Source organism: Pseudomonas sp. NPDC087814 (assembly GCF_044742865.1).
Lineage (GTDB): Bacteria > Pseudomonadota > Gammaproteobacteria > Pseudomonadales > Pseudomonadaceae > Aquipseudomonas.
Genome location: NZ_JBIUVK010000056.1, coordinates 1 through 21304 on the forward strand (window position 1 = coordinate 1; position 21304 = coordinate 21304).

General features: G+C 60.4%; 14 protein-coding genes. 2 read left to right on the top strand and 12 right to left on the bottom strand.

The window, feature by feature from the left end; genetic code table 11:
- On the top strand, positions 1-1826 hold a 1826-nt coding region (pnp, locus tag ACIOMR_RS26905; protein ID WP_401197344.1), incomplete at its 5' end, for a polyribonucleotide nucleotidyltransferase.
- A gap of 295 nt (positions 1827-2121) precedes the next feature.
- Positions 2122-2742: a BON domain-containing protein gene (locus tag ACIOMR_RS26910; RefSeq protein ID WP_003212178.1), complete on the top strand. Its 621-nt coding sequence runs from the start codon at positions 2122-2124 to the stop codon at positions 2740-2742.
- 331 nt (positions 2743-3073) lie between these two features.
- Here the strand turns inward: ACIOMR_RS26910 and ACIOMR_RS26915 are convergent, their stop codons facing one another.
- The 12 genes from ACIOMR_RS26915 to ACIOMR_RS26970 form a co-directional block, all read right to left on the bottom strand.
- Positions 3074-6013, bottom strand: a complete 2940-nt coding sequence (locus tag ACIOMR_RS26915) for a DUF748 domain-containing protein (protein ID WP_177019339.1) — start codon at positions 6011-6013, stop codon at positions 3074-3076.
- Positions 6014-6121: 108 nt separating this feature from the next.
- Positions 6122-7138 (bottom strand): class I SAM-dependent rRNA methyltransferase, encoded by a 1017-nt coding sequence (locus ACIOMR_RS26920; RefSeq protein WP_214499895.1) that lies wholly within the window; start codon positions 7136-7138, stop codon positions 6122-6124.
- Positions 7139-7181: 43 nt separating this feature from the next.
- Complete coding sequence (locus tag ACIOMR_RS26925; RefSeq protein ID WP_008436867.1) at positions 7182-8057, bottom strand: oxygenase MpaB family protein; 876 nt, start codon at positions 8055-8057, stop codon at positions 7182-7184.
- A 6-nt stretch (positions 8058-8063) separates the two neighbouring features.
- The gene (gene acs, locus ACIOMR_RS26930) at positions 8064-10001 is read right to left on the bottom strand and encodes an acetate--CoA ligase (protein ID WP_401197349.1); all 1938 of its coding nucleotides are present in this window, start codon (positions 9999-10001) and stop codon (positions 8064-8066) included.
- Positions 10002-10185: 184 nt separating this feature from the next.
- Entirely contained in the window at positions 10186-11850 is a 1665-nt protein-coding gene (pgi, locus tag ACIOMR_RS26935) for a glucose-6-phosphate isomerase (RefSeq protein ID WP_003212168.1), read from the bottom strand.
- Positions 11851-12075: 225 nt separating this feature from the next.
- Entirely contained in the window at positions 12076-12927 is an 852-nt protein-coding gene (gene panC, locus ACIOMR_RS26940) for a pantoate--beta-alanine ligase (RefSeq protein ID WP_401197352.1), read from the bottom strand.
- Entirely contained in the window at positions 12924-13724 is an 801-nt protein-coding gene (panB, locus tag ACIOMR_RS26945) for a 3-methyl-2-oxobutanoate hydroxymethyltransferase (protein WP_008436874.1), read from the bottom strand. Before panB ends, panC begins: the two co-directional genes overlap by 4 nt.
- Positions 13725-14072: 348 nt before the next feature.
- Positions 14073-14561 (bottom strand): 2-amino-4-hydroxy-6-hydroxymethyldihydropteridine diphosphokinase, encoded by a 489-nt coding sequence (gene folK, locus ACIOMR_RS26950; protein WP_003212163.1) that lies wholly within the window; start codon positions 14559-14561, stop codon positions 14073-14075.
- Positions 14562-14565: 4 nt separating this feature from the next.
- Positions 14566-15972: a polynucleotide adenylyltransferase PcnB gene (locus ACIOMR_RS26955; protein ID WP_003212161.1), complete on the bottom strand. Its 1407-nt coding sequence runs from the start codon at positions 15970-15972 to the stop codon at positions 14566-14568.
- 711 nt (positions 15973-16683) lie between these two features.
- On the bottom strand, positions 16684-18123 hold the full coding sequence (locus tag ACIOMR_RS26960) for a sigma-54 dependent transcriptional regulator (RefSeq protein ID WP_003212159.1): 1440 nt from the start codon (positions 18121-18123) through the stop codon (positions 16684-16686).
- Between the two features lie 22 nt (positions 18124-18145).
- Entirely contained in the window at positions 18146-21100 is a 2955-nt protein-coding gene (locus ACIOMR_RS26965) for a sensor histidine kinase (RefSeq protein ID WP_023659379.1), read from the bottom strand.
- Entirely contained in the window at positions 21084-21260 is a 177-nt protein-coding gene (locus ACIOMR_RS26970; protein ID WP_003176118.1) for a hypothetical protein, read from the bottom strand. Before ACIOMR_RS26970 ends, ACIOMR_RS26965 begins: the two co-directional genes overlap by 17 nt.
- Positions 21261-21304: the final 44 nt, after the last annotated feature.

Sequence of the window (21304 nt, forward strand, 5' to 3'; positions counted from 1 at the left end):
TGATCGACCGTCCGATCCGTCCGCTGTTCCCAGAAGGCTTCATGAACGAAGTGCAGGTTGTCTGCACCGTCGTTTCCACCAGCAAGAAGACCGATCCGGACATCGCTGCGATGATCGGTACCTCGGCGGCCCTGGCCATCTCCGGTATTCCTTTCGATGGCCCGATCGGCGCTGCCCGTGTTGCATTCCACGAAAGCACCGGCTACCTGCTGAACCCGACTTACGAACAGCAGAAAGCTTCGAGCCTGGACATGGTCGTTGCCGGTACTTCGGAAGCCGTGTTGATGGTTGAATCGGAAGCCAAAGAGCTGACCGAAGACCAGATGCTGGGCGCTGTACTGTTTGCTCACGACGAGTTCCAGGTTGTGATCAACGCTGTCAAGGAACTGGCCGCTGAAGCTGCCAAGCCAACCTGGACCTGGGCTCCTCAGCCAGAAGCTACCGCACTGCTGGGCGCTATCCGCTCCGAGTTCGGCACCGCTATCTCCGACGCCTACACCATCACCATCAAGGCCGATCGTTACGCTCGCCTGGGTGAGTTGAAGGACCAGGTTGTTGCCAAGCTGTCCGGTGAAGAAGGCCAGCCTTCTTCCAGCGAAGTCAAAGCAGCCTTCGGCGAAATCGAATACCGCACCGTTCGCGAAAACATCGTTAACGGCAAGCCACGTATCGACGGCCGCGACACCCGCACCGTACGTCCGCTGAACATCGAAGTCGGCGTTCTGCCAAAAACCCACGGTTCGGCCCTGTTCACCCGTGGCGAAACCCAGGCACTGGTTGTTGCAACACTGGGTACTGCCCGTGACGCACAGCTGCTGGACACCCTGGAAGGCGAGAAAAAAGACCCGTTCATGCTGCACTACAACTTCCCTCCGTTCTCGGTAGGTGAGTGTGGTCGCATGGGTGGCGCTGGTCGTCGCGAAATCGGTCACGGCCGTCTGGCCCGTCGTTCGATTGCAGCCATGTTGCCTGCCGCCGACGTGTTCCCGTACACCATTCGCGTTGTGTCGGAAATCACTGAGTCCAACGGTTCCAGCTCCATGGCTTCGGTCTGCGGCGCTTCCCTGGCTCTGATGGATGCCGGCGTTCCGATGAAGGCACCGGTTGCCGGTATCGCCATGGGCCTGGTTAAAGAAGGCGAGAAGTTCGCCATCCTGACCGACATCCTGGGCGACGAAGACCACCTGGGCGACATGGACTTCAAAGTAGCCGGTACCGCCAAAGGTGTTACCGCGCTGCAGTTTGACATCAAGATCTATGGCATCTCAGAAGAAATCATGGAAATCGCTCTGGGCCAAGCCCTTGAAGCGCGCCTGAACATCCTCGGTCAGATGATCCAGATCATTGGCCAGTCCCGTACCGAACTGTCGGAAAATGCTCCGACCATGATCGCGATGAAAATCGACACCGACAAAATCCGTGATGTTATCGGTAAAGGCGGCGCGACCATTCGTGCGATCTGTGAAGAGACCAAGGCTTCGATCGACATCGAAGACGACGGCTCGATCAAGATCTTCGGCGAAACCAAGGAAGCGGCTGAAGCGGCACGTCAGCGCGTGCTGGGTATTACTGCTGAAGCCGAGATCGGCAAGATCTACGTCGGTAAGGTTGAGCGCATCGTCGACTTCGGCGCATTCGTCAACATCCTGCCGGGCAAGGACGGTCTGGTTCACATCTCCATGCTGAGCGACGCTCGCGTTGAGAAAGTGACCGACATCCTGAAAGAAGGCCAGGAAGTGGAAGTGCTGGTACTGGACGTGGACAACCGCGGCCGTATCAAGCTGTCCATCAAGGACGTAGCAGCAACCAAGGCTTCGGGCGTTTAATCACCCCGTCGCTGCAAGCTGAAAAAGGACTCTTCGGAGTCCTTTTTTTATGCCTGCGGGAAAGTGTCGCGAAATCAGGCGTTTAGCCATACCCCAAAAGCCGCAACTTGCATGCAGGCACGTTCGTCTTCATGCAAGTTGCACGATTCCGAAAATCACCTGTTTTCATAACGTATTGTTTTATAAGGATTTAATTGGTCGCATCGAGTTGGCACACTGTCTGCAATATCCCTGTTAACGCTGCAGCATCAAGGTTTACGTACTGCAGACTTTTAATAAAACAGGAGTTACTCGTATGAAGAAGTTCGCTCTCGCTACTGCTACCGCTCTGACCCTGGCCATGGGTGCTAACGTAGCCTTTGCTCAGACTTCCCAAGCCCCTATGACGCTGGCGGCCGGTGAAGTCACCAAGGCTAAAGAGTCCACTTCGGATACCTGGATCACCACCAAAGTCAAAGCTGACCTGCTGACCGAGAAAGGTATTCCTGGTTCGGACATTAAGGTTGAGACCAACAAAGGTGTGGTTTCCCTGTCCTCGACAGTTGCTATCTCTGACGCTCAGAAAGCTACTGCTGTAGCGATCACCAAGAAAATCAAAGGCGTGACCGCAGTTTCGGCTGACGGCCTGATGGCTGGCGGCGCTACCAAGGCTGATAACGTCGACAAAACCAAAAGCGCAGCTGCTGGTGCCAAAGAGTCCACCTCGGACACTTGGATCACCACCAAAGTGAAAGCTGACCTGGTAACCGAGAAAGGTATTCCTGGCACCGACATCAAAGTCGAAACCAACAAAGGTGTAGTTTCCCTGTCGTCGACCGTCGCAGTGACTGAAGCGCAGAAAACCACCGCGGTGAACATCACCAAGAAAATCAAAGGCGTTAAAGCTGTATCGGCCGACGGCCTGAAAGCAGAGTAACGCTTAACGAATCGCCTGAGCTAGGCGGAGGCGGCCACGAGCGAGTTAGATATCCGCTCAATGCACCTCACAGGTTCATGCGACCGACCACACGGATGTGGTCATTACAGGCCCCGGCACTTGTGTCGGGGCCTGTTCTATTGTGGGTAGAAAAGTGGGGAGGTCAGCGAGGCTCTTGTGGCGAGGGGGCTTGCCCCCGTTGGGCTGCGTAGCGGCCCCTTGGTATGACGACGGTGATCCACCTGAATGACCGCGACGCCCTCATTGGGGCCGCTACGCAGCCCAACGGGGGACAAGCCCCCCTCGCCACAGGTGCTCAGCGGGTGCCGGTTTATTCGGCATCCAGATGCATCGGTGTTACCACCCGACCATCTTTCTCCGCTTCCCCAAGGTTTGCATCGATAAAGTAAACCCGCTCATCTTCCAGCTGCGCCTTGTCTACCAGGTAGTCCTTGATCGCGCTGGCGCGGTCCTGGCCCAGTTGGCGCAGCAACACGTCACTGCCACTCCAGAACTTGATCACACCGTCCCGCAGCTTTGCGGTGCGCTCGTCATTGCTCAGGTCTTTCCATTCGGCCGGAGGCTGTTGTTTCAGGCGGGTGCGGTAGATGCCTTCCAGCAGCGGCGCCTTTTCCTTTTCCGGTACTTCAAGCAGCGACGCCTGGGCCGGCACCTTGTCGCCACGGCGCTGGAGGATCTTGTAGTAGTTGTACTGGTATTCGCGTTCCAGCCGTTGTGCGGCCAAAAGCGGGCCGTCACTGCTGGCAGCGGCGGTGCCTTCGATCTCCAGGCGCAGCGCAGGGCGCTCCTTGAGGGCTTTGGCCAGGCTGTCGAGGGCCGACTGGGAATCCTTGCTCAGCTCGCTCGAGCCTGCCGCAAACGACACGTTGCCAAGGTCTTGGGCACCACCACCGCTGATCAGGCCGCCAATGAACTTGAATGGCGCCGTGGCCGCACGTACTACCAGGTTGCGCAGGGTCTGCCAGACAATCGGCATGACGCTGAACTGCGGGTTGTTCAAGTCGCCGGTCACCGGCAGTTCGATCGAGATCTTGCCGTCGGAGTCCTTGAGCAGGGCTATCGCCAGGCGAATCGGCAGGTCCACGGCGTCGGCGCTGTCGACCTTCTCACCCAGTTGCAGTTGCTCGACCACCACCTTGTTTTCGGCCTTCAACTGGCCCTTGGTGATGACGTAATGCAGGTCAAGGTTGAGCCGACCCTTGCGGATGCGGAACCCGGCAAACTTGCCCGAGTATGGCGTCAGGGTGGTCAGTTCGACGCGTTTGAAGCTGGTGGCGATATCCAGTGCGGCCATCGGGTCAAACGGGTTTACGCTGCCCTTGATGGTGACCGGTGCATAACGGTCAACCTTGCCCTTGACGTCGACGCTGGCCGGTTTGGCCTGGCGACTGTCAATGGTGCCGATCTGGCCGTTGAGCTGCTGGATGGCCGTGGCGAAGTTCGGGGTCAGGCTGAAGTCGGCGAAGTTGGCCGAGCCGTCGTTGATCGCAATTTGACCAATATGAATGCCCAGGGGCTTCTCTTTGCTGGCCGCAGGTTTCGCCGCGGACTTGCCTGGGCTGTTGGCCGGCTGCGGGATCAGCAGGTCATCGATGTTGGTGGTGCGGTCATCGTTGATCATGAAGCGCGCATAGGGCTGCAACAGGTTGACCTTGTCGATCGACAGGCTGTCGCCATGTTGATAATTCACGCCTTCCAGCACCAGGCGCTGCCACTTGAGGAAGTCGCGGGTCTTCATGGTGTCCAGGGTGTGCAACTGGTCGACCTGGGCCCGGCCGGTCACCTGGAATGCCAGGGGGGCGGTGCTTTTCAGGTTCACGTCGAGGTTGCTGCCGAGCATGCCGCTACGCAGTTCCAGGCGGATAAACGGGCTGATATACGACTGGGCGACGCGCAGGTCGATGTCTTTGGTGTCCACTTTCAGCTTGGCGCTGACCGGGCTCAGGTTGACCTGGCCGGTCGCCTCGAGCTTGCCTTGTTTGCCTACGCCGGTATCGAGCTTGAGGGTAAACGGGCTCTGGTTAAGGCTGTCGAAACCCTGCAGGTCAAGGTTCAGCGGCCCGACTTCCAGGGCGACTGCCGGTTTGGCCGAGCGGTCAGCCAGATGCACTTGATAGTCGCGCAGTTGCACGTCCTTGAGCAGCACTTGCCAAGGCTTGCTCGGCGCTGCCGGTGCAGGTTTTGGCGAGTCGGCGGTAGCGGGTGCGGTGGCTGGCTCGGCTGCGGGTGCAGTTGCAGGTTTGCTCGGTTGGCTGGCAAACAGCTTCTGCCAGTCCAGCTGGCCGTCGGCTTCAAGGGCGGCCCAGGTTTCGAGTTTATTACTGCGGATCTTGCCGACGATCACTTGCTGCTTGGCCAGGTCCACGGTGGTTTCGCTGACGTCCAGCTTCTGCAGGCGCGCGAGCGGCCGGCCATCCGGTGCCTTGATCGCAAACGGCGCGACACTCAGGGCAACGTTGGTCAGGTTCAGCTCGGTTTCCTTGGCCAGGCTCAGCTTGTAGTCGGTGCTGAAGTTGAGGATGCCGTCTTCCAGAACCAGCGGCACCGCATCACGCACATACGGCCACCAGACTTTCATCTTGCCGTCGGTAACCTTGAGTTTGCCCTCGGAGGCAATCGGGATGAGGCTGAAGTTACCGGTCCAGTCGATCTGCCCACCTTCGGGGCCTGCGGCAACCAGCGTCATATCAGCGTTGTCTTCGGGCAGCGTGCTGAGGTTTTTCAGCTCGAAATCCAGCTTGTCGTAGAGAAACTCGATCGGTTCGCTGGGGCGCAAATCCTGGAAGTGCACATAGCCGGCTGCCAGCTTGATGTTATCGATGCGCAGCGGAAACGGCTTGGCGTTGGGATCGGTGGGCGTTGGCTCGCTGGCTGGCAATTTGAACAGCTGCGCCAGGTTGAGCTGGCCGGATTTGTCGAACAGCAGCTCGGTCTTGGGCTTGTCGAGTTGTACGTCGGCCAGGTGCAGGGCGCGGGTCCACAGGCTGTCGATCTGCAGGTTGGCATAGAGGCGTTCAAAGGCCACTTGCTCCTTGCCCGGCTCACCGATATTCAGGCCCCACACGGTCAGTTCGAGGCTGAACGGGTTGAGCTCGATACGCTCGACACGCGCCGGCACCGTGGCGTAGTTGGCCAACTGTTGGTTGGCCACGCGAAGGGCAATGCCGGGGAGAATCAGGAAGCCCAGCAAGCTGTACAGGGCAAGGGCGGTCAGCAAGGCGCCAGCGGCGCGAATCAATCCTTTGGGCATATGTGACGCCATCTATGTCAATCAAGAGTGCCTTGGAGTATGGCACGGGTTTACGGTTCCGAAGAGCCGGGCCTTTATTACTGCGCCCTGACCCTTTTGGGACAAGTCCTACAGTTGCAGGATCAGGGTCTTCAGCGGTGGTTGCTGGTCGTGGGACGGGAAGTCTGCGCCGGGTGTCATGACCTGCCACTCGCGCACCGGGCGCCCGGCCTTTTCCGCGCAGCGCAGGACCTGGTCACGCCAGTCGTCCATACCGACTTTCGCCAGGTTGTTGCAGCAGATCAGCACGCCGTTGTCGGCCGTGGCCAGCAGCGCCGGCTTGAGCAGGCTCTGGTAGTCGCGCAGCAGGTCGACCGTGCCGAAGGCGCTCTTGGCCCAGGCGGGTGGGTCGAGCAGTACCAGATCGTATTGACGCTGCTCCAGGCGCGGGTAACTCGGCAGCTTCTGCCCCCGACGCTGGCTGATGGGCAGGCCGGCCAGCTGGCGGATTGCCGGGAAGTAGTCGGACTGGATGAATTCCATCGTCGGCAATTGCGGGTTGAGTTGACCGTTTTCGCGACCGACCGCCAGGTTGCCCTCGGCAAAGTCCAGGTTGCACACCTCACGAGCGCCACCGGCAGCAGCACTCAGGCCTACGCCGCAGGTGTAGGCAAACAGGTTCAGCACGCTTTTGCCGGCGCTGTGTGCCTTGACCCAGCCGCGGGTGTTGCGCAGGTCCAGGAATAACAGCGGGTCTTGCCCGGCATGGCGGCCGCGCACGCGGTAATTGAGGCCCCATTCGTGGCCGACCAGGTCTTCCAGGGCTGCGGGCTCGGCACGGTAAACCGTGTCTTCACGGTCGATGCGCGAGTTGCCCCGGGAGCGGTCGTTGTAGACCAGCAGCAGTTCAAGCCCCAGGTGCTGGTTGATTGCTTGATGCAGGTGCAACAGGTCGTCGCTTTCCAGCGACTGGTGAAAACTCTGCACCAGCAGTTGCGGGCCGTAGCGGTCGATCGTCAGGCCGCCGGCGCCTTCCTGGCTGCCGTGGAACAGGCGATAGCAATCGGTACCTTGTGCATGCAGCTCGGCGAGCAGGTCCTGGCGATGATCGAGGGCGGCGCGCAGCGCCTGATTCAAGGAAGACATAGTGCGCGCCTTGCAGAGTAATTGGGGCGCGGGAGTTTAACAGTTATGGCTCCAGCAGGCCCATTCGCCTGTGGGCCCGCTGCACCGAACCATTGCGCATGGCCCAGCGCAACAACGGCGCGCTGCGCCTGACCCCGGCACGAATCATCTGGCGCTGGATCGGGCTTTGCTTCTGCCCGAGCATGTCGCTGGCCCAGTCCGGCAGCAGGTCGATACCGGCCTGCATCATCAGCGAGCCAAACGGCTTGGCCAGGGTGCTCGGAGACGGCGCATTGAGCAGCAGGCGCAGGACTTCGTGGCTGCGCTGGTCACACAGCAGTTGCGGGCGGATACGCTCAAGGTAATCGGAAATTTCCTGGCGCGAACGCGGCACATGGCGCGCGCCCAATTGCTCGGCCACCAGGGCGATTTCGCTGTAGTACCGGTCTTGATCCCTCGGAGATAAATCCGGGTTGCGATAACGCAGGTGGGCCGCGAGAAAGTTGCTGACCTCCGCCACATGCACCCAGGTCAGCAACTCGGGATCACTGGCGGCATACGGTCGACCGTCCGGTGCATGGCCGACCACTTGCAGGTGAATGGTGCGCACTTTCTCGATCAGCCATTCGGCGTCACGCCGCGAACCAAACGTGGTGCCGGAAATGAACTGCGAGGTGCGTCGTAACCGCCCCAGCATGTCCTGCCGAAAGTTCGAGTGGTCCCACACGCCGGCCAACGCCAGCGGGTGCAATGCCTGCAACATCAACGCGCTGATGCCGCCGATCAACATGCTGCTGAAGTCGCCATGGACCTTCCAGCTCACCGAGTTCGGCCCAAAGAGACCCGGATCGCCCTTGGGGTTCTCCAGGTCGAGTTGGCCCAGCGACAAGCCGGTCAGGCTCATCAGCTGGTTTTCGATGCGGCTGCGAATGAATTCCATGGGTTCCTAGCGGTTGAGGCGCTTGTCGATCAGGCCGTCCACCACGCTCGGGTCGGCGAGGGTGGACGTATCCCCCAGGCTGTCCAGTTCGTTGCAGGCAATCTTGCGCAGGATCCGCCGCATGATCTTGCCTGAGCGGGTTTTCGGCAAGGCCGGCGCCCATTGAATCAGTTCGGGCTTGGCGAAGCTGCCGATTTCCTTGCTGACCAGGTCCAGCAGGTGCTTTTTCAGCGCGTCGTCGGGCTCGACGCCATTCATGGGCGTGACGAAGGCATAGATGCCCTGGCCTTTCACGTCGTGTGGATAACCGACCACCGCGGCTTCTGCGACCTGATCATGCAGCACCAGGGCGCTTTCGACTTCGGCGGTGCCGATGCGGTGCCCGGAAACGTTGATCACGTCGTCGATGCGGCCGGTGATCCAGTAGTCACCGTCCTCGTCGCGCCGCGCGCCGTCGCCGGTAAAGTAGTAGCCGGGGTAGGGTTTGAAATAGGTGTCGATCATCCGCTGAGGGTCGCCGTACACGCTGCGGATCTGCCCTGGCCAGCTGGATTTGATCGCCAGCACGCCGCTGCCGGCGCCACTGATTTCCTTGCCTTGCTCGTCGAGCAGCACCGGCACCACGCCAAACATCGGCTGGGTGGCGCAGCCGGGCTTGATGCGCTGGGCGCTGACCAGCGGGCTGAGCATGATGCCGCCGGTTTCGGTCTGCCACCAGGTGTCGACAATCGGGCAGCGTTGTTCGCCCACGGCATTGAAGTACCAGTCCCACGCTTCCGGGTTGATTGGCTCGCCGACACTGCCCAGCAGGCGCAGGCTGGCGCGGGAAGTGTTTTCCAGTGGGCCGTGGCCTTCCCGCATCAGCGCGCGTAACGCGGTCGGCGCGGTGTAGAAGATGTTGACCTTGTGTTTGTCGATCACCTGCCAGAACCTCGAGCTGTCCGGGTAGCTCGGCACGCCTTCGAACATCAGCGAGGTCGCACCATTGGCCAGTGGCCCGTACACGATATAGCTGTGGCCGGTGACCCAGCCGACATCGGCGGTGCACCAGAACACTTCGCCTTCGCGGTAATCGAGCACGTACTTGAAGGTCATCGCAGCCTGCAGCAGGTAACCGCCGGTGGTGTGCAACACACCTTTGGGTTTGCCGGTGCTGCCGGAGGTGTAGAGGATAAACAGCGGGTCTTCCGCATCCATCGGCTCGGGCGGGCAGTCGTCGCTGGCTGCATCCAGGGCCTGTTGATACTTGAGGTCGCGCCCTTCAGTCCAATTGACTGCCGCGCCAGTGCGCTGCACCACCAGTACCGTGCTGACACCCGGGCAACTGGCCAGAGCCTTGTCGACATTCTGTTTCAGCGCCACCGGCTTGCCGCCGCGCACGCCTTCATCGGCGGTGATCACCGTGTGGCAATCGGCGTCGAGAATGCGGTCGCGCAGGGCGTCCGGCGAGAATCCGCCAAACACCACCGAATGCACCGCACCGATCCGCGTACAGGCAAGCATCGCGTAGGCCGCCTCGGGAATCATCGGCATGTAGATACACACGCGGTCGCCTTTCTTTACGCCACGGCTTTTCAGCACGTTGGCCAGGCGGCTGACGTTTTGGTGGAGCTGGCGGTAGGTAATTTTGGAAGACGTCGCAGGATCATCGCCCTCCCAGATGAAGGCCGGCTGATCAGCGCGTTGCGCGAGGTGACGGTCGATGCAGTTGTAACTGACGTTCAGTTGGCCTCCGGCAAACCATTGCGCGGCGCCGGTCTTGATGTCGGATTTCTGGACGGTCTGCCAGGGCGTGGTCCAGTCGAGAAAACGCTTGGCCTGTTCGGCCCAGAACGTATCGGGTTGCTCGACGGATTGGCGGTAGAGGCGCTGGTAGTCCTCTTGACTGAGTTGCGCAGCCCGGCGGACGGCATCGGCGGTGGGGAACGTGCTGATATCGAACATGAGGGATCCTTATTCTTGTTTTTTGCGACAAGAGGGGAGCTTTGCGACCCTCGTAGGAGCTGGCTTGCCAGCGATTGCATCACCTCGGTATTGAGTTTCACCGAGGTGTTTGCATCGCTGGCAAGCCAGCTCCTACAAGGGTCCGCTCCCGCAGGTTCAGACCCTCATTGTAGTGCTGATACCATCAACCGCGGTGACGGCCGCGGAAGTAGTTGATCAACCCCTGGGTGGACGCATCGTCCGCAGGCTGTTCTTCGGTGCCGGTCAGGCGGTTGTAGACGCCTTTGCCCAGCTCCTTGCCCAGCTCCACGCCCCACTGGTCGAACGCGTTGATGCCCCAGATGACGCTTTGCACGAACACTTTGTGTTCATACATCGCCACCAGTGCGCCAAGACGGCGAGGGCTGATGCGTTCAACCACAATGGTGTTGCTCGGACGGTTGCCCGGGATCACCTTGTGTGGTGCCAGCTTCTGCACTTCGGCTTCGTCCATGCCCTTGTCGCGCAGCTCGGCTTCAGCCTCGGCGCGGGTCTTGCCGAGCATCAGGGCCTGGCTCTGGGACAGGCAGTTGGCGTACAGCCACTGATGGTGGTCGGAGACCGGGTTGAAGCTGACGATCGGCACGATGAAGTCGGCCGGGATCAGTTGGGTGCCCTGGTGCAGCAGCTGGTGGTAAGCATGCTGGCCGTTGCAGCCTACGCCGCCCCAGATAACCGGGCCGGTGTCGGTGGAAACCGGCGTACCGTCCTGGCGCACGCTCTTGCCGTTGGATTCCATGTCCAGCTGTTGCAGGTGCTTGGTGATGTTACGCAGGTAGTGATCGTACGGCAGGATTGCGTGGCTCTGCGCGCCCCAGAAGTTGCCGTACCACACGCCCAGCAGGCCGAGCAGCACCGGCATGTTCGCCTCGAATGGAGCGGTCTGGAAATGCTGGTCCATGGTGTAGGCGCCGGACAGCAGTTCCTTGAAGTTGGACATGCCGATGGCCAGCGCGATGGGCAGGCCGATGGCCGACCACAGCGAGTAACGACCGCCCACCCAGTCCCACATCGGGAAAATGTTCTCTTCGCGGATACCGAAGGCCACGGCCGCCGCATTGTTGCTCGATACGGCGATGAAGTGGCGATACAGCTCGGCTTCCGAGCCACCCTGGGCCAGGTACCAGGCGCGGGCGGCCTGGGCGTTTTTCAGGGTTTCGAGGGTGTTGAAGGATTTTGACGAGACGATGAACAGCGTGGTCTCGGCGCGCAGCTTCATGGTCAGCTCGTGGAACTCGCTGCCGTCGATGTTCGCCAGGTAATGGCAGCGCACGCCTTTGTGGGCGTAGGACAACAGCGCTTCAGATACCAGCTCCGGGCCGAGGAACGAGCCACCGATACCGATGTTCACCACGTCGGTGATCGGCTTCTCGGTGTAGCCACGCCACAGGCCGTCGTGGATGCGGCCGACCAGGTCAGTGATCTGGTTCAGCACCTTGTGCACGTCCGGCATGATGTTCACGCCGTTGACCGACAACTTGTCACCCACCGGGCGACGCAGTGCGGTGTGCAACGCCGGACGGCCTTCGGAAGAGTTGACCGGCTCGCCGTTGAACAGCGACTTGATCGCGCCCTGAAGGTCGACTTCCTTGGCCAGGCCTACCAGCAGGTCGCGGGTTTCGCTGGTGATCAGGTTTTTCGAGTAATCGAGGAAAAGTCCGCAGCTGCTCAAGGTGAACTGGGTAAAGCGCTGGGGATCGGCATTAAAGGCTTCGCGCATGCTGAAATCCTGCATGGCTTGGCGATGTTGATTGAGCGCTTGCCAGGCGGGCAGAGCGGTAACGTCATGAGGAGTGCGGTAGTACGCCATCGCTGCGGGTTTCCTTTTTATTGCTGGGACTGCTTTTAGGACACTTGAAAGCCGGGAATGTCCTGTCTTTGTGAAGATGACAGGCTCCGGTCAACGCCAACGAAGAGCGTAGGGCGAATACATTAAACCTAGCGTGTCGATCTGTCTTGGCTTTGTCTGCGCTGTGGCCGGTACTTTTTTATACCGGCCGATCAGGCAGTGCAACAGGCGGGGTGTGCGGCGGGGTCAGTTCAGGTGCAGATGCAGGTTGTCGATCAGCCGGGTGGCGCCCAGGTAGGCGGCGACCAGGATCACCAGGTCCTTGTCTTCGGCGGTGGCCGGACGCAGGTGCAGGCCCTGGCGAACCTCCAGGTAGTCCATGCGAAAACCTGCCGCTTCGATCTGCTGGACCTGTGCGGCGCGCAGTTTGGCGAAGTCGCGGTCGCCCGCTTCAATGGCTGCGGCGACCTGGCTGAGGCTGCGGTACAGCATCGGTGCGATCGCGCGCTGCTCGTCGGTGAGGTAACCATTGCGCGACGACAGCGCGAGGCCGTCGTCGGCGCGCACGGTCGGCTCGCCGATAATCTGGATCGGCATGTTCAGGTCATGGACCATGGCGCGAATCACCGCCAGTTGCTGGTAGTCCTTCTGGCCAAAGATCGCCAGGTCCGGCTGGACCATGTTGAACAGCTTGCTGACCACCGTGGCCACGCCTTCAAAATGCCCGGGCCGGCTGGCGCCGCACAGGCCTTCGGACAGTTGCGGCACGCTGACGCGTGTCTGGCCGGCCATGCCGTCGGGGTACATTTCGTCGACGGTCGGGGCGAACAGCAGGTTGCAACCGGCTTGCAAGAGCTTCTCCTGGTCGGCCGCCAGGGTGCGCGGGTACTTGTCCAGGTCTTCGCCGGCGCCGAATTGCAGCGGGTTGACGAAAATGCTCGCCACCACGAAGTCCGCTTGTTGCGCAGCCTTGGTGACCAGCGTGGCATGGCCGCTGTGCAGGTTGCCCATGGTGGGCACGAAGCCGATGCGTTTGCCCGCGCTGCGGGCATGGGTGACGGCGGCGCGCAGTTCGCGCACGGTCTTGACGGTGTTCATGCGGAGAATCCGTGTTCGGCGCCCGGGAAGGTGACGGCTTTGACTTCGCTGACGTAGGCGGCGAGGGCTGATTGGATACTGTCCTGGCCCGCCATGAAGTTCTTCACGAACTTGGGTACGCGGCCGGTAAGGGACAGGCCCAGCATGTCATGCAGTACCAATACCTGGCCGTCTGTGGCAGAACCGGCGCCGATACCGATCACCGGAACTTTAACGGCCTGGGTTATTTCCGCTGCCAACTCGCTTGGCACGCATTCGAGCAGAATCATGCACGCACCGGCCTGTTCAAGGGCGATGGCATCGGCCCGCATCTGGCGCGCCTGGGCTTCGCCGCGGCCTTGTACCTTGTAGCCGCCGAGGATATTCACCGACTGTGGCGTCAGGCCCATGTGCGCGCAAACCGGCACGCCGCGTTCAGCCAGCAAACGAATCGACTCGGCGAGCCAGGCGGCACCTTCAACCTTGATCATGTGTGCACCGGCACGCATCAGTTGAGCACTGTTGGTCAGTGTCTGTTCGATGGTGGCATCGGCCATGAAGGGCAGGTCGGCAATGATGAAGGCGCCTTCGTTGCCGCGCTTGACGCAGGCCGTGTGGTAAGCGATTTCATCATTGGTGACGGGCAGGGTGCTGTCATTCCCTTGTAGAACCATGCCCAGGGAGTCCCCCACCAGCAACACTTCAACTCCTGCCTGGCTGCTGGCCTGGGCAAAAGTGGCGTCGTAGCAGGTCAGCATGGTGATCTTTTCACCTTTGAGCTTGAGGCTCTGCAAGGTGCTCAGGGTAACGTTTGGCATGAAAAGGGTCCTCATTCAGGCGCTTGGAAACAGCGAGTAACGCGCGTGAGTCTTCGTTTATACAGGCGCACTTTCTTAAGGATCAGTGCTTATAAGGCCTGGATTGCGCCCTTTAGCGCCGGGTAGGCGGCAGCGGGACGCCTATAGTCGTGAGGAGGACTCTGGAAGTCAATTGGATGTGTTACCGCATTGTTACGGCGGTGGTGTTACCGCTGTTACTGATGCGATTCAGCAGTAAATGATGCGTAGTAAATGCAGGAGCGAGCTAGCTCGCGAAGGTCGTCAATGATGACGCGGGAAGCCTGGCGCCCAGCGGTGTTCTCAGGTTTTTCGCGAGCAAGCTCGCTCCTACAGGTTTGAAGGCAGGCGTTCCAGGCCGACAAACGGGCAGGCATCCAGCAGGTCGCCGAGCAGGCGGCCATCGGCCAGTTGCAGGCTGGCCGGGGCCAGTTCTGCCAGCGGGTAAAGCACGAACGCCCGCAGGTGCATTTGATAGTGCGGCACCTTCAGGCGCGGCTCATCGATCAGTCGGTCGCCAAACACCAGGATATCCAGGTCCAGGGTGCGCGGGCCCCAACGCTCAAGACGCTCGCGGCCCTGGTCATTCTCGATGGCTTGCAGCGCATCGAGCAGTTCCAGTGGTGCAAGCGCGCTGTCCAGGGCCGCGACCGCATTGGTATAGCGCGGCTGGCCCGGGAGCAGGGAATCACTTTGATAGAAGGCGGAGACGCCCGCCAGCGTGGTGTCCGGCAATTGCGCGAGGGCCTCGATGGCGTCGCGCAATTGTTGTTCAGGGGCAGCCAGGTTGCTGCCCATGCCGACGTAGATACGTTCCACGTGCTTACTCGCCCGACGCGCTCGATGAATCGCCAGCGCTGCGTTTGCGCTTGCTGCCACTGCTGCGGCGACGTTTTTTCGGGCCATCGCCGGTGGCTTCGCCTTTGCTGCTGAGCTCTTTGATCATCTCGCGGCGCTGGCTGTCGTTGGCGTCCTGGTAGTCGGTCCACCATTCGCCCAGGCCGTCGGTCTGTTCGCCGGCGCTTTCGCGCAGCAGCAGGAAGTCATAGCCGGCACGGAAGCGCGGGTTGTCCAGCAGTAGATCGGCGCGTTTGCCGCTGCGGCGTGGCAGGCGCTCCTGCATGTCCCAGATCTCGCGGATCGGCATGGTGAAGCGTTTCGGGATGGCGATGCGCTGGCATTGCTCGGCGATCAGCTCGTGAGCGGCTTCCTGCATGGCCGGAATTGCCGGCATGCCACGGTCTTGCAAGCGCATGACGCGTTTTGGAAGCGCTGGCCACAACAGGGCGGCAAACAGGAACGCCGGGGTTACCGGTTTGTTCTGCTTGATGCGCAGGTCGGTGTTGATCAAGGCTTCGCTGATCAGCGTGTGGGTGTAGGTCGGGTTGTACTCCAGTGCTTCGGCGCTGGCCGGGAACAGTGGGTCGAACAACTGCAGGTCAACCAGCATTTCGAAGGTGTCGGCAGCATAGCCGGAGAGGAACAGCTTGAGCACCTCTTCGAACAGGCGTGCCGACGGGATTTCCCGCAGCATCGGCGCCAGGTCGCGAATCGGCGCGGCCGTGTGCTTCTCGATGCCGAAGTTCAGCTTGGCGGCGAAACGCACGGCCCGCAGCATGCGCACCGGGTCTTCCTGGTAGCGTTGCGTCGGGTCGCCGATCAGGCGCAGCAGGTTGTTGCGGATGTCGTGTACGCCATTGGCGTAATCGAGGATGCGCTCACTGACCGGATCGTAATACAGGGCATTGATGGTGAAGTCGCGGCGCTGCGCGTCTTCTTCCAGGGTGCCGTAGACGTTGTCCCGCAGGATGCGCCCGCTTTCATTGCGGGAAGACTGGTTAGTGTCTTCTTCTTCATCGTTTTGCGGATGGTTGGCGCGGAAGGTCGCGACCTCGATGATCTCGCGACCAAAGTGGATGTGCACCAACTTGAAGCGCCGGCCGATGATCCGCGCATTGCGGAATTCGGCACGCACTTGTTCCGGCGTGGCGCTGGTGGCGACGTCGAAATCCTTGGGAGTGATATTGAGCAACATGTCGCGCACGCAACCGCCAACCAGGTAGGCCTGGTAGCCGGCGTTCTGCAAACGTTCGACGATGTTCACCGCATAACGGCTGAACTGGGCGCGTTGCAGCGAATGCTGGCTGCTATTGAGCACTTCAGGCGTGCTGCGTTTGTGTTGCGTACGACGCAAGGGAGAACGGAATGACTGGAACAACTTCTTCAGCATGGGATGCACTGTTTGAAGGAATGTTCGGCCATAACGAAGAATGACCGCATGATGGGCCGGGATTCTAGCATTTAGTCAGGGGATGGTGTAGGAACTAGCTGCAAGGCTTGAGCCAGAAGCTTAAAAGAAGGGTGGCAAGTGCCAAATCGCAGAAACTACAAGGGGAGCCGAAGCTCCCCCAGAAGTAGTTGCGTGCTCTATTTTTATTATTGGTTTCGGGCTTCTTGTTTTTGTTGATCGCCCTCGCCATGAAGCTTCACCTTCATGACACTCCCAATTGGGAGCCAAGAGCAAACGGATTGCTTTGGTCGCTGTGTTGCTGATCTACGATCCAACCAGTTCAGGCTCTGCCTTAGGGCAGTTTTTGTTGTTCTCGGCCTGGTTGCGGGGCAAGCCCCAAATGCAACGCCTCTCCAAAAGAATCAGTTAGCTGCGCCTCCGCCGTGTTGTTTTTGTTATGCGTGAGTCGATTCGTCTTATTTTTATTGTCTTGTACATTTGCTTGTTATTGTTTTTGTACTAAGCATATAGCAGGGTGCGTGCCAACTTTTGCGAGGCCCAGCAAAATAAGGGGTTTGGGGCGTTTTCGGGTTTTTTGAAGGCAAAAAAAAGCCGGGGCTTCGTTACCGTAAGCCCCGGCTTTTGTTACGTGAAAAATCAGCGGTAACAGTTTTTTCACATCTGCGGGTGTTACCCGTGGGGGCAACCCACTCAGCTTTCGCTGGCAACCCCGGTCTTGCGCCGCGGGATACCCAAGCGCTGGCGCCGTTCCCACAGGCATTTACGGCTGACGCCCAGTTTGCGCGCCAGTTCGGTCTCGGTCATGTGGTCCTGGTGCTCCAGCACGAAATGCTGGAAGTAATCTTCCAGTGACAAATCTTCTGTCGGCTCGTGGCTGTTGTTACTGCCGCCACCTTGCTGCGGTGGCAAACCGATGAAGTCATCATCATCCAGGTCGCTGAGCTCGATATCGATCCCCAGCAGCTCGGCGGAAATTTCCGGGCTCTCCGACAGAATCACCGCACGCTCTACCGCGTTTTCCAGCTCCCGCACGTTACCCGGCCAGGAGTAGTGACGAATCGCCTGCTCGGCATCGGCAGCAAACTTCAGGTCGGTACGGTTGATTCGCGCACTCTGGCGCGCCAGGAAGGCCGTGGCGATTTCGTTGACGTCGGCGCCGCGCTCACGCAAGGCCGGCAGTTTGAGAGCGATCACGTGCAGGCGGTAATAAAGGTCTTCACGGAACTGGCCAATCTTGGCCAGGCTCTTCAGGTCACGGTGAGTGGCCGCAATCAGTCGTACGTCGACCTTTTGCGACTGTACCGAACCGACGCGACGTATTTCGCCTTCCTGGAGTACCCGCAGCAAGCGTGCCTGGGCTTCCAGCGGCAGCTCGCCAATCTCGTCGAGGAACAGCGTGCCGCCGTCGGCGGCTTCAACCAAACCCGCACGGCCAGCACTGGCGCCGGTAAAGGCGCCTTTTTCATGGCCGAACAATTCGGATTCGATCAGGGATTCGGGGATCGCCGCGCAGTTCACCGAGATCATCGGTGCCTTGGCGCGCTTGGACAGGTTGTGCAGGGCACGGGCCACCAGTTCTTTACCGGTACCGGACTCGCCCTGGATCAGTACATTGGAGTCGGTTGGCGCCACTTTGCGGATCTTGCTGTACAGGTCCTGCATGGGTGGGCAGGAGCCGATGATGCCGATTTCGCCGTTACTGTTATCAATACCGGGTTTTTCAGAACCATTGGCGGCCTTGCCCGCTGCCGGGCGTTCAGCCGGTGCGCTGCTGGCCGATTGACGGTCACGCAGGATTCGCGCTACGGCCTGGAGCATTTCGTCGTGGTCGAAGGGCTTGGCGATGTAGTCCACCGCGCCCATCTTCATGGAGTCCACGGCCGAGCGCAGGCTGGCGTAGCTGGTCATGATCAGCACCGGAGTGCCTTGGCCGAGCTTGATCAGCTCGGTGCCGGGGGCGCCTGGCAAACGCAGGTCACTGACGATCAGGTCGAACGTGGGAATGCTGAAACGCTCTTGGGCTTCCTGCACCGAGCCGGCTTCGCTGACCTGGTACTGATTACGTTCAAGCAGGCGACGCAAGGCAGAGCGGATAATGGTTTCGTCTTCGACGATCAAAATGTGCGGCATTGATTCAACTCTCTCGACGGTCTCAGTTCACAGCGGACGTCGCTTCGACATGACGCGGCAAGGTCACCCGAATACGGGTGCCGCGTTGGCTTTCGGTGTCAGCCGGGCTGTCGATGGTGATTTGTCCATAATGCTCTTCAACGATGGAATAGACCAGTGCAAGGCCCAGACCGGTACCTTCACCCGGATCCTTGGTGGTGAAGAAGGGTTCGAACAATCGATCCATGATGTTCTGTGGAATGCCGCTGCCTTCGTCCTCGACGATCAGATCGACCGTGTGCTCGAAAGCCTCGCTCTTGACCCGTACTGCGCTGCCGGCCGGCGATGCGTCGCGGGCGTTGGACAGCAGGTTGATCAGCACTTGGGCCAGGCGTTGTGAATCACCGTCGACCCAGTGTTCCGGGTCGCACAGGTTGAAGAACTGTACTTCGAAATTGCGCCGGTTCAAGGCCAGCAGCCCAATGGCATCCTGGGCCACTTCGGCCAGGCACACCGCTTCGTCGTGATTCTGATGGGCGCCCGCGTGGGCAAAGCTCATCAGCGACTGCACGATGCGCGAAACACGCTTGGTCTGCTCGAGAATCTGCCCGCTGATTTCGATGATTTCGCCGTCTTCTTCGCGCTCTTCCCGCAGGTTTTGCGCGAGGCAGGCGATACCGGTGATCGGATTGCCGATTTCATGGGCCACACCCGCGGCCAGGCGCCCGATGCTGGCCAGGCGCTCGGAGTGCACCAGCTTGTCTTCGAGCATCTGGGTTTCGGTCAGGTCTTCCACCAGCAGCACCAGGCCGCTGTTGCCGGGCGCCAGTGGCTCGTCGATGGCGGCCTTGTGCAGGTTGAGCCAGCGGGTCTGGCCATCCAGCGCCAGGTGCTGTTTGTGCAAGTGTTCGTCGGGCAGGTTGATGAAGCCCTGGAGCAATTCTTTCCACGGGTCGCCAATGGTGTTCAGGCGCGAGCCCACCACACGTTGGGCGGCGATGCCGGTGAGCTCTTCCATGGCCTTGTTCCACATCAGGATCTCTTGATCCTTGGCCAGGGAGCAGACGCCCATCGGCAGTTCCTGCAACGTCTGGCGGTGATAGCGGCGCAGGGCATCGAGTTCGGCGGCAAGGCCGGTGAGGCGGGAGTGGTAATCCTCCAGCCGGCTCTCGATGAAGTGGATGTCTTCGGTCACGTAGTTTTCGCCGCCGGCCTTGTAGGGCAGGAAGGTCTCGACCATGTCCTGGGACACGCTCGGGCCCATCAGGCCGGAAAGGTTGGCTTCGATACGGTCCCGCAGGCGGCGCAGGGCATAAGGCCGGCGCTCGTCGAACGGCAAGTAGAGATCGCGCAGGGCCTGCTCGACTTCCTTTTGTGCGGCCTTGGCGCCCAGCGGCTTGGCCAGTTGCGTGGCGAATTCCTGGGGTGAGGCCGCGTGCAGTTCGCGGCGTTGCGGGCGACGGACGTTGTCCACTGCGCAGGCTTCGGCAGCGCTGGTTTCTTCGGGGCTGGCGTTGGTGAACAGCGAGATCAGGGTGAACATCAGCACGTTGGCCGCCAGCGAGGCAATTGCCGCCATGTGCCAACTGGTGTCATCCAGCACGTAGATCATGTTCAGCAGCGGGATGTAGAAGCCCTGCAGGTTGCCCACCAGCGGCAGCAGCATGGTCACGGTCCATACCAGGATCCCGGCGAGCAAACCGGCGATAAAGCCTCGGCGGTTGGCGGTCGGCCAGTACAGCACCGACAGCACGCCCGGCAGGAACTGCAAGGTGGCAACGAAGGCAACGATGCCCAGGTTGGCCAGGTCCTGTTCTGCACCCAGCAACAGGTAGAAGCCATAGCCGGCCATGATGATCGCGACGATCAGGGCCCGGCGGGTCCATTTCAGCCAGCGGTAGATATTGCCTTCGGCCGGCGGCTGGTAGAGCGGCAGCACCAGGTGATTCAGCGCCATCCCCGACAGCGCCAGGGTACTGACGATGATCAGCCCGCTGGAGGCCGATAATCCGCCGACATAGGCCAGCAATGCGAGGGATTTGCTGTTGGCTGCAATGCCCACGCCCAGCGTGAAGTATTCGGGATTGGTGGTGGCGCCAAGTTTCAGGCCGGCCCACAGGATCAGCGGCACCGCCAGGCTCATCAACAGCAGGAACAGCGGCAAGCCCCAGCTGGCGCTGACCAGCGAGCGCGGGTTGAGGTTTTCGGTGAAGGTCATGTGGTACATGTGCGGCATCACAATCGCCGAAGCGAAGAACACCAAAAGCAGCGTGCGCCATGGGCCTTCCTGCAACGGCGTGTGCAGCGCGGCCAGGGCGGTCTGGTTTTGCAGCAGCCACAGTTCCAGCTGTTGCGGGCCGTCGAATACGCCATACAACGCGTACAGACCGACGCCGCCGATGGCGATCAGCTTGATCACCGATTCAAACGCGATCGCAAACACCAGTCCTTCATGTTTTTCACGGGTGGCGATATGCCGTGAGCCGAAGAAAATCGTGAACAGAGTGATCAGTGCGCAGAAGCTCAATGCCACGCGGTGTTGCACCGGTTCGCGGGTGAGGATGCTGATGGAGTCGGCCACGGCCTGGATCTGCAATGCCAGCAACGGCAGCACGCCGATCAGCATGAAAATCGTGGTCAGTGCACCGGCCCAGGTACTGCGAAAACGGAACGCAAACAGGTCGGCCAGGGACGACAACTGATAGGTGCGGGTGATTTTCAGGATCGGATACAACAGCACCGGCGCCAGCAAAAACGCGCCGGACACCCCGAGATAACTGGACAGAAAGCCGTAACCGTACTGATAGGCCAGGCCCACGGTGCCATAAAACGCCCAGGCACTCGCGTACACGCCCAAGGACAAGGTGTAGGTCAACGGATGGCGAATGATCGCCCGCGGAATCATCCCGCGTTCACTGATCCAGGCTACCCCGAACAACGCGGCCAGGTAGGCGGCGCTGATCAGCAGCATCTCGGTCAGGCTAAAGCTCATCGGCATCTTTTTGGCTCTGCAGGATGAAAGTCACGACGATCAGAATCAGCCAAAGCAGATAGGGCCGGTACCAGGCGCCTGTGGCGTCGATCCACCAATCCATGATGGCGGGAGAAAACAGGTAGATCCCGACGACCAGCAGCAGGACCAATCGATAGATGTACATGTTGGCCTCTGATTGAAAAACTGCGGCGATGGTAACGGATGGCT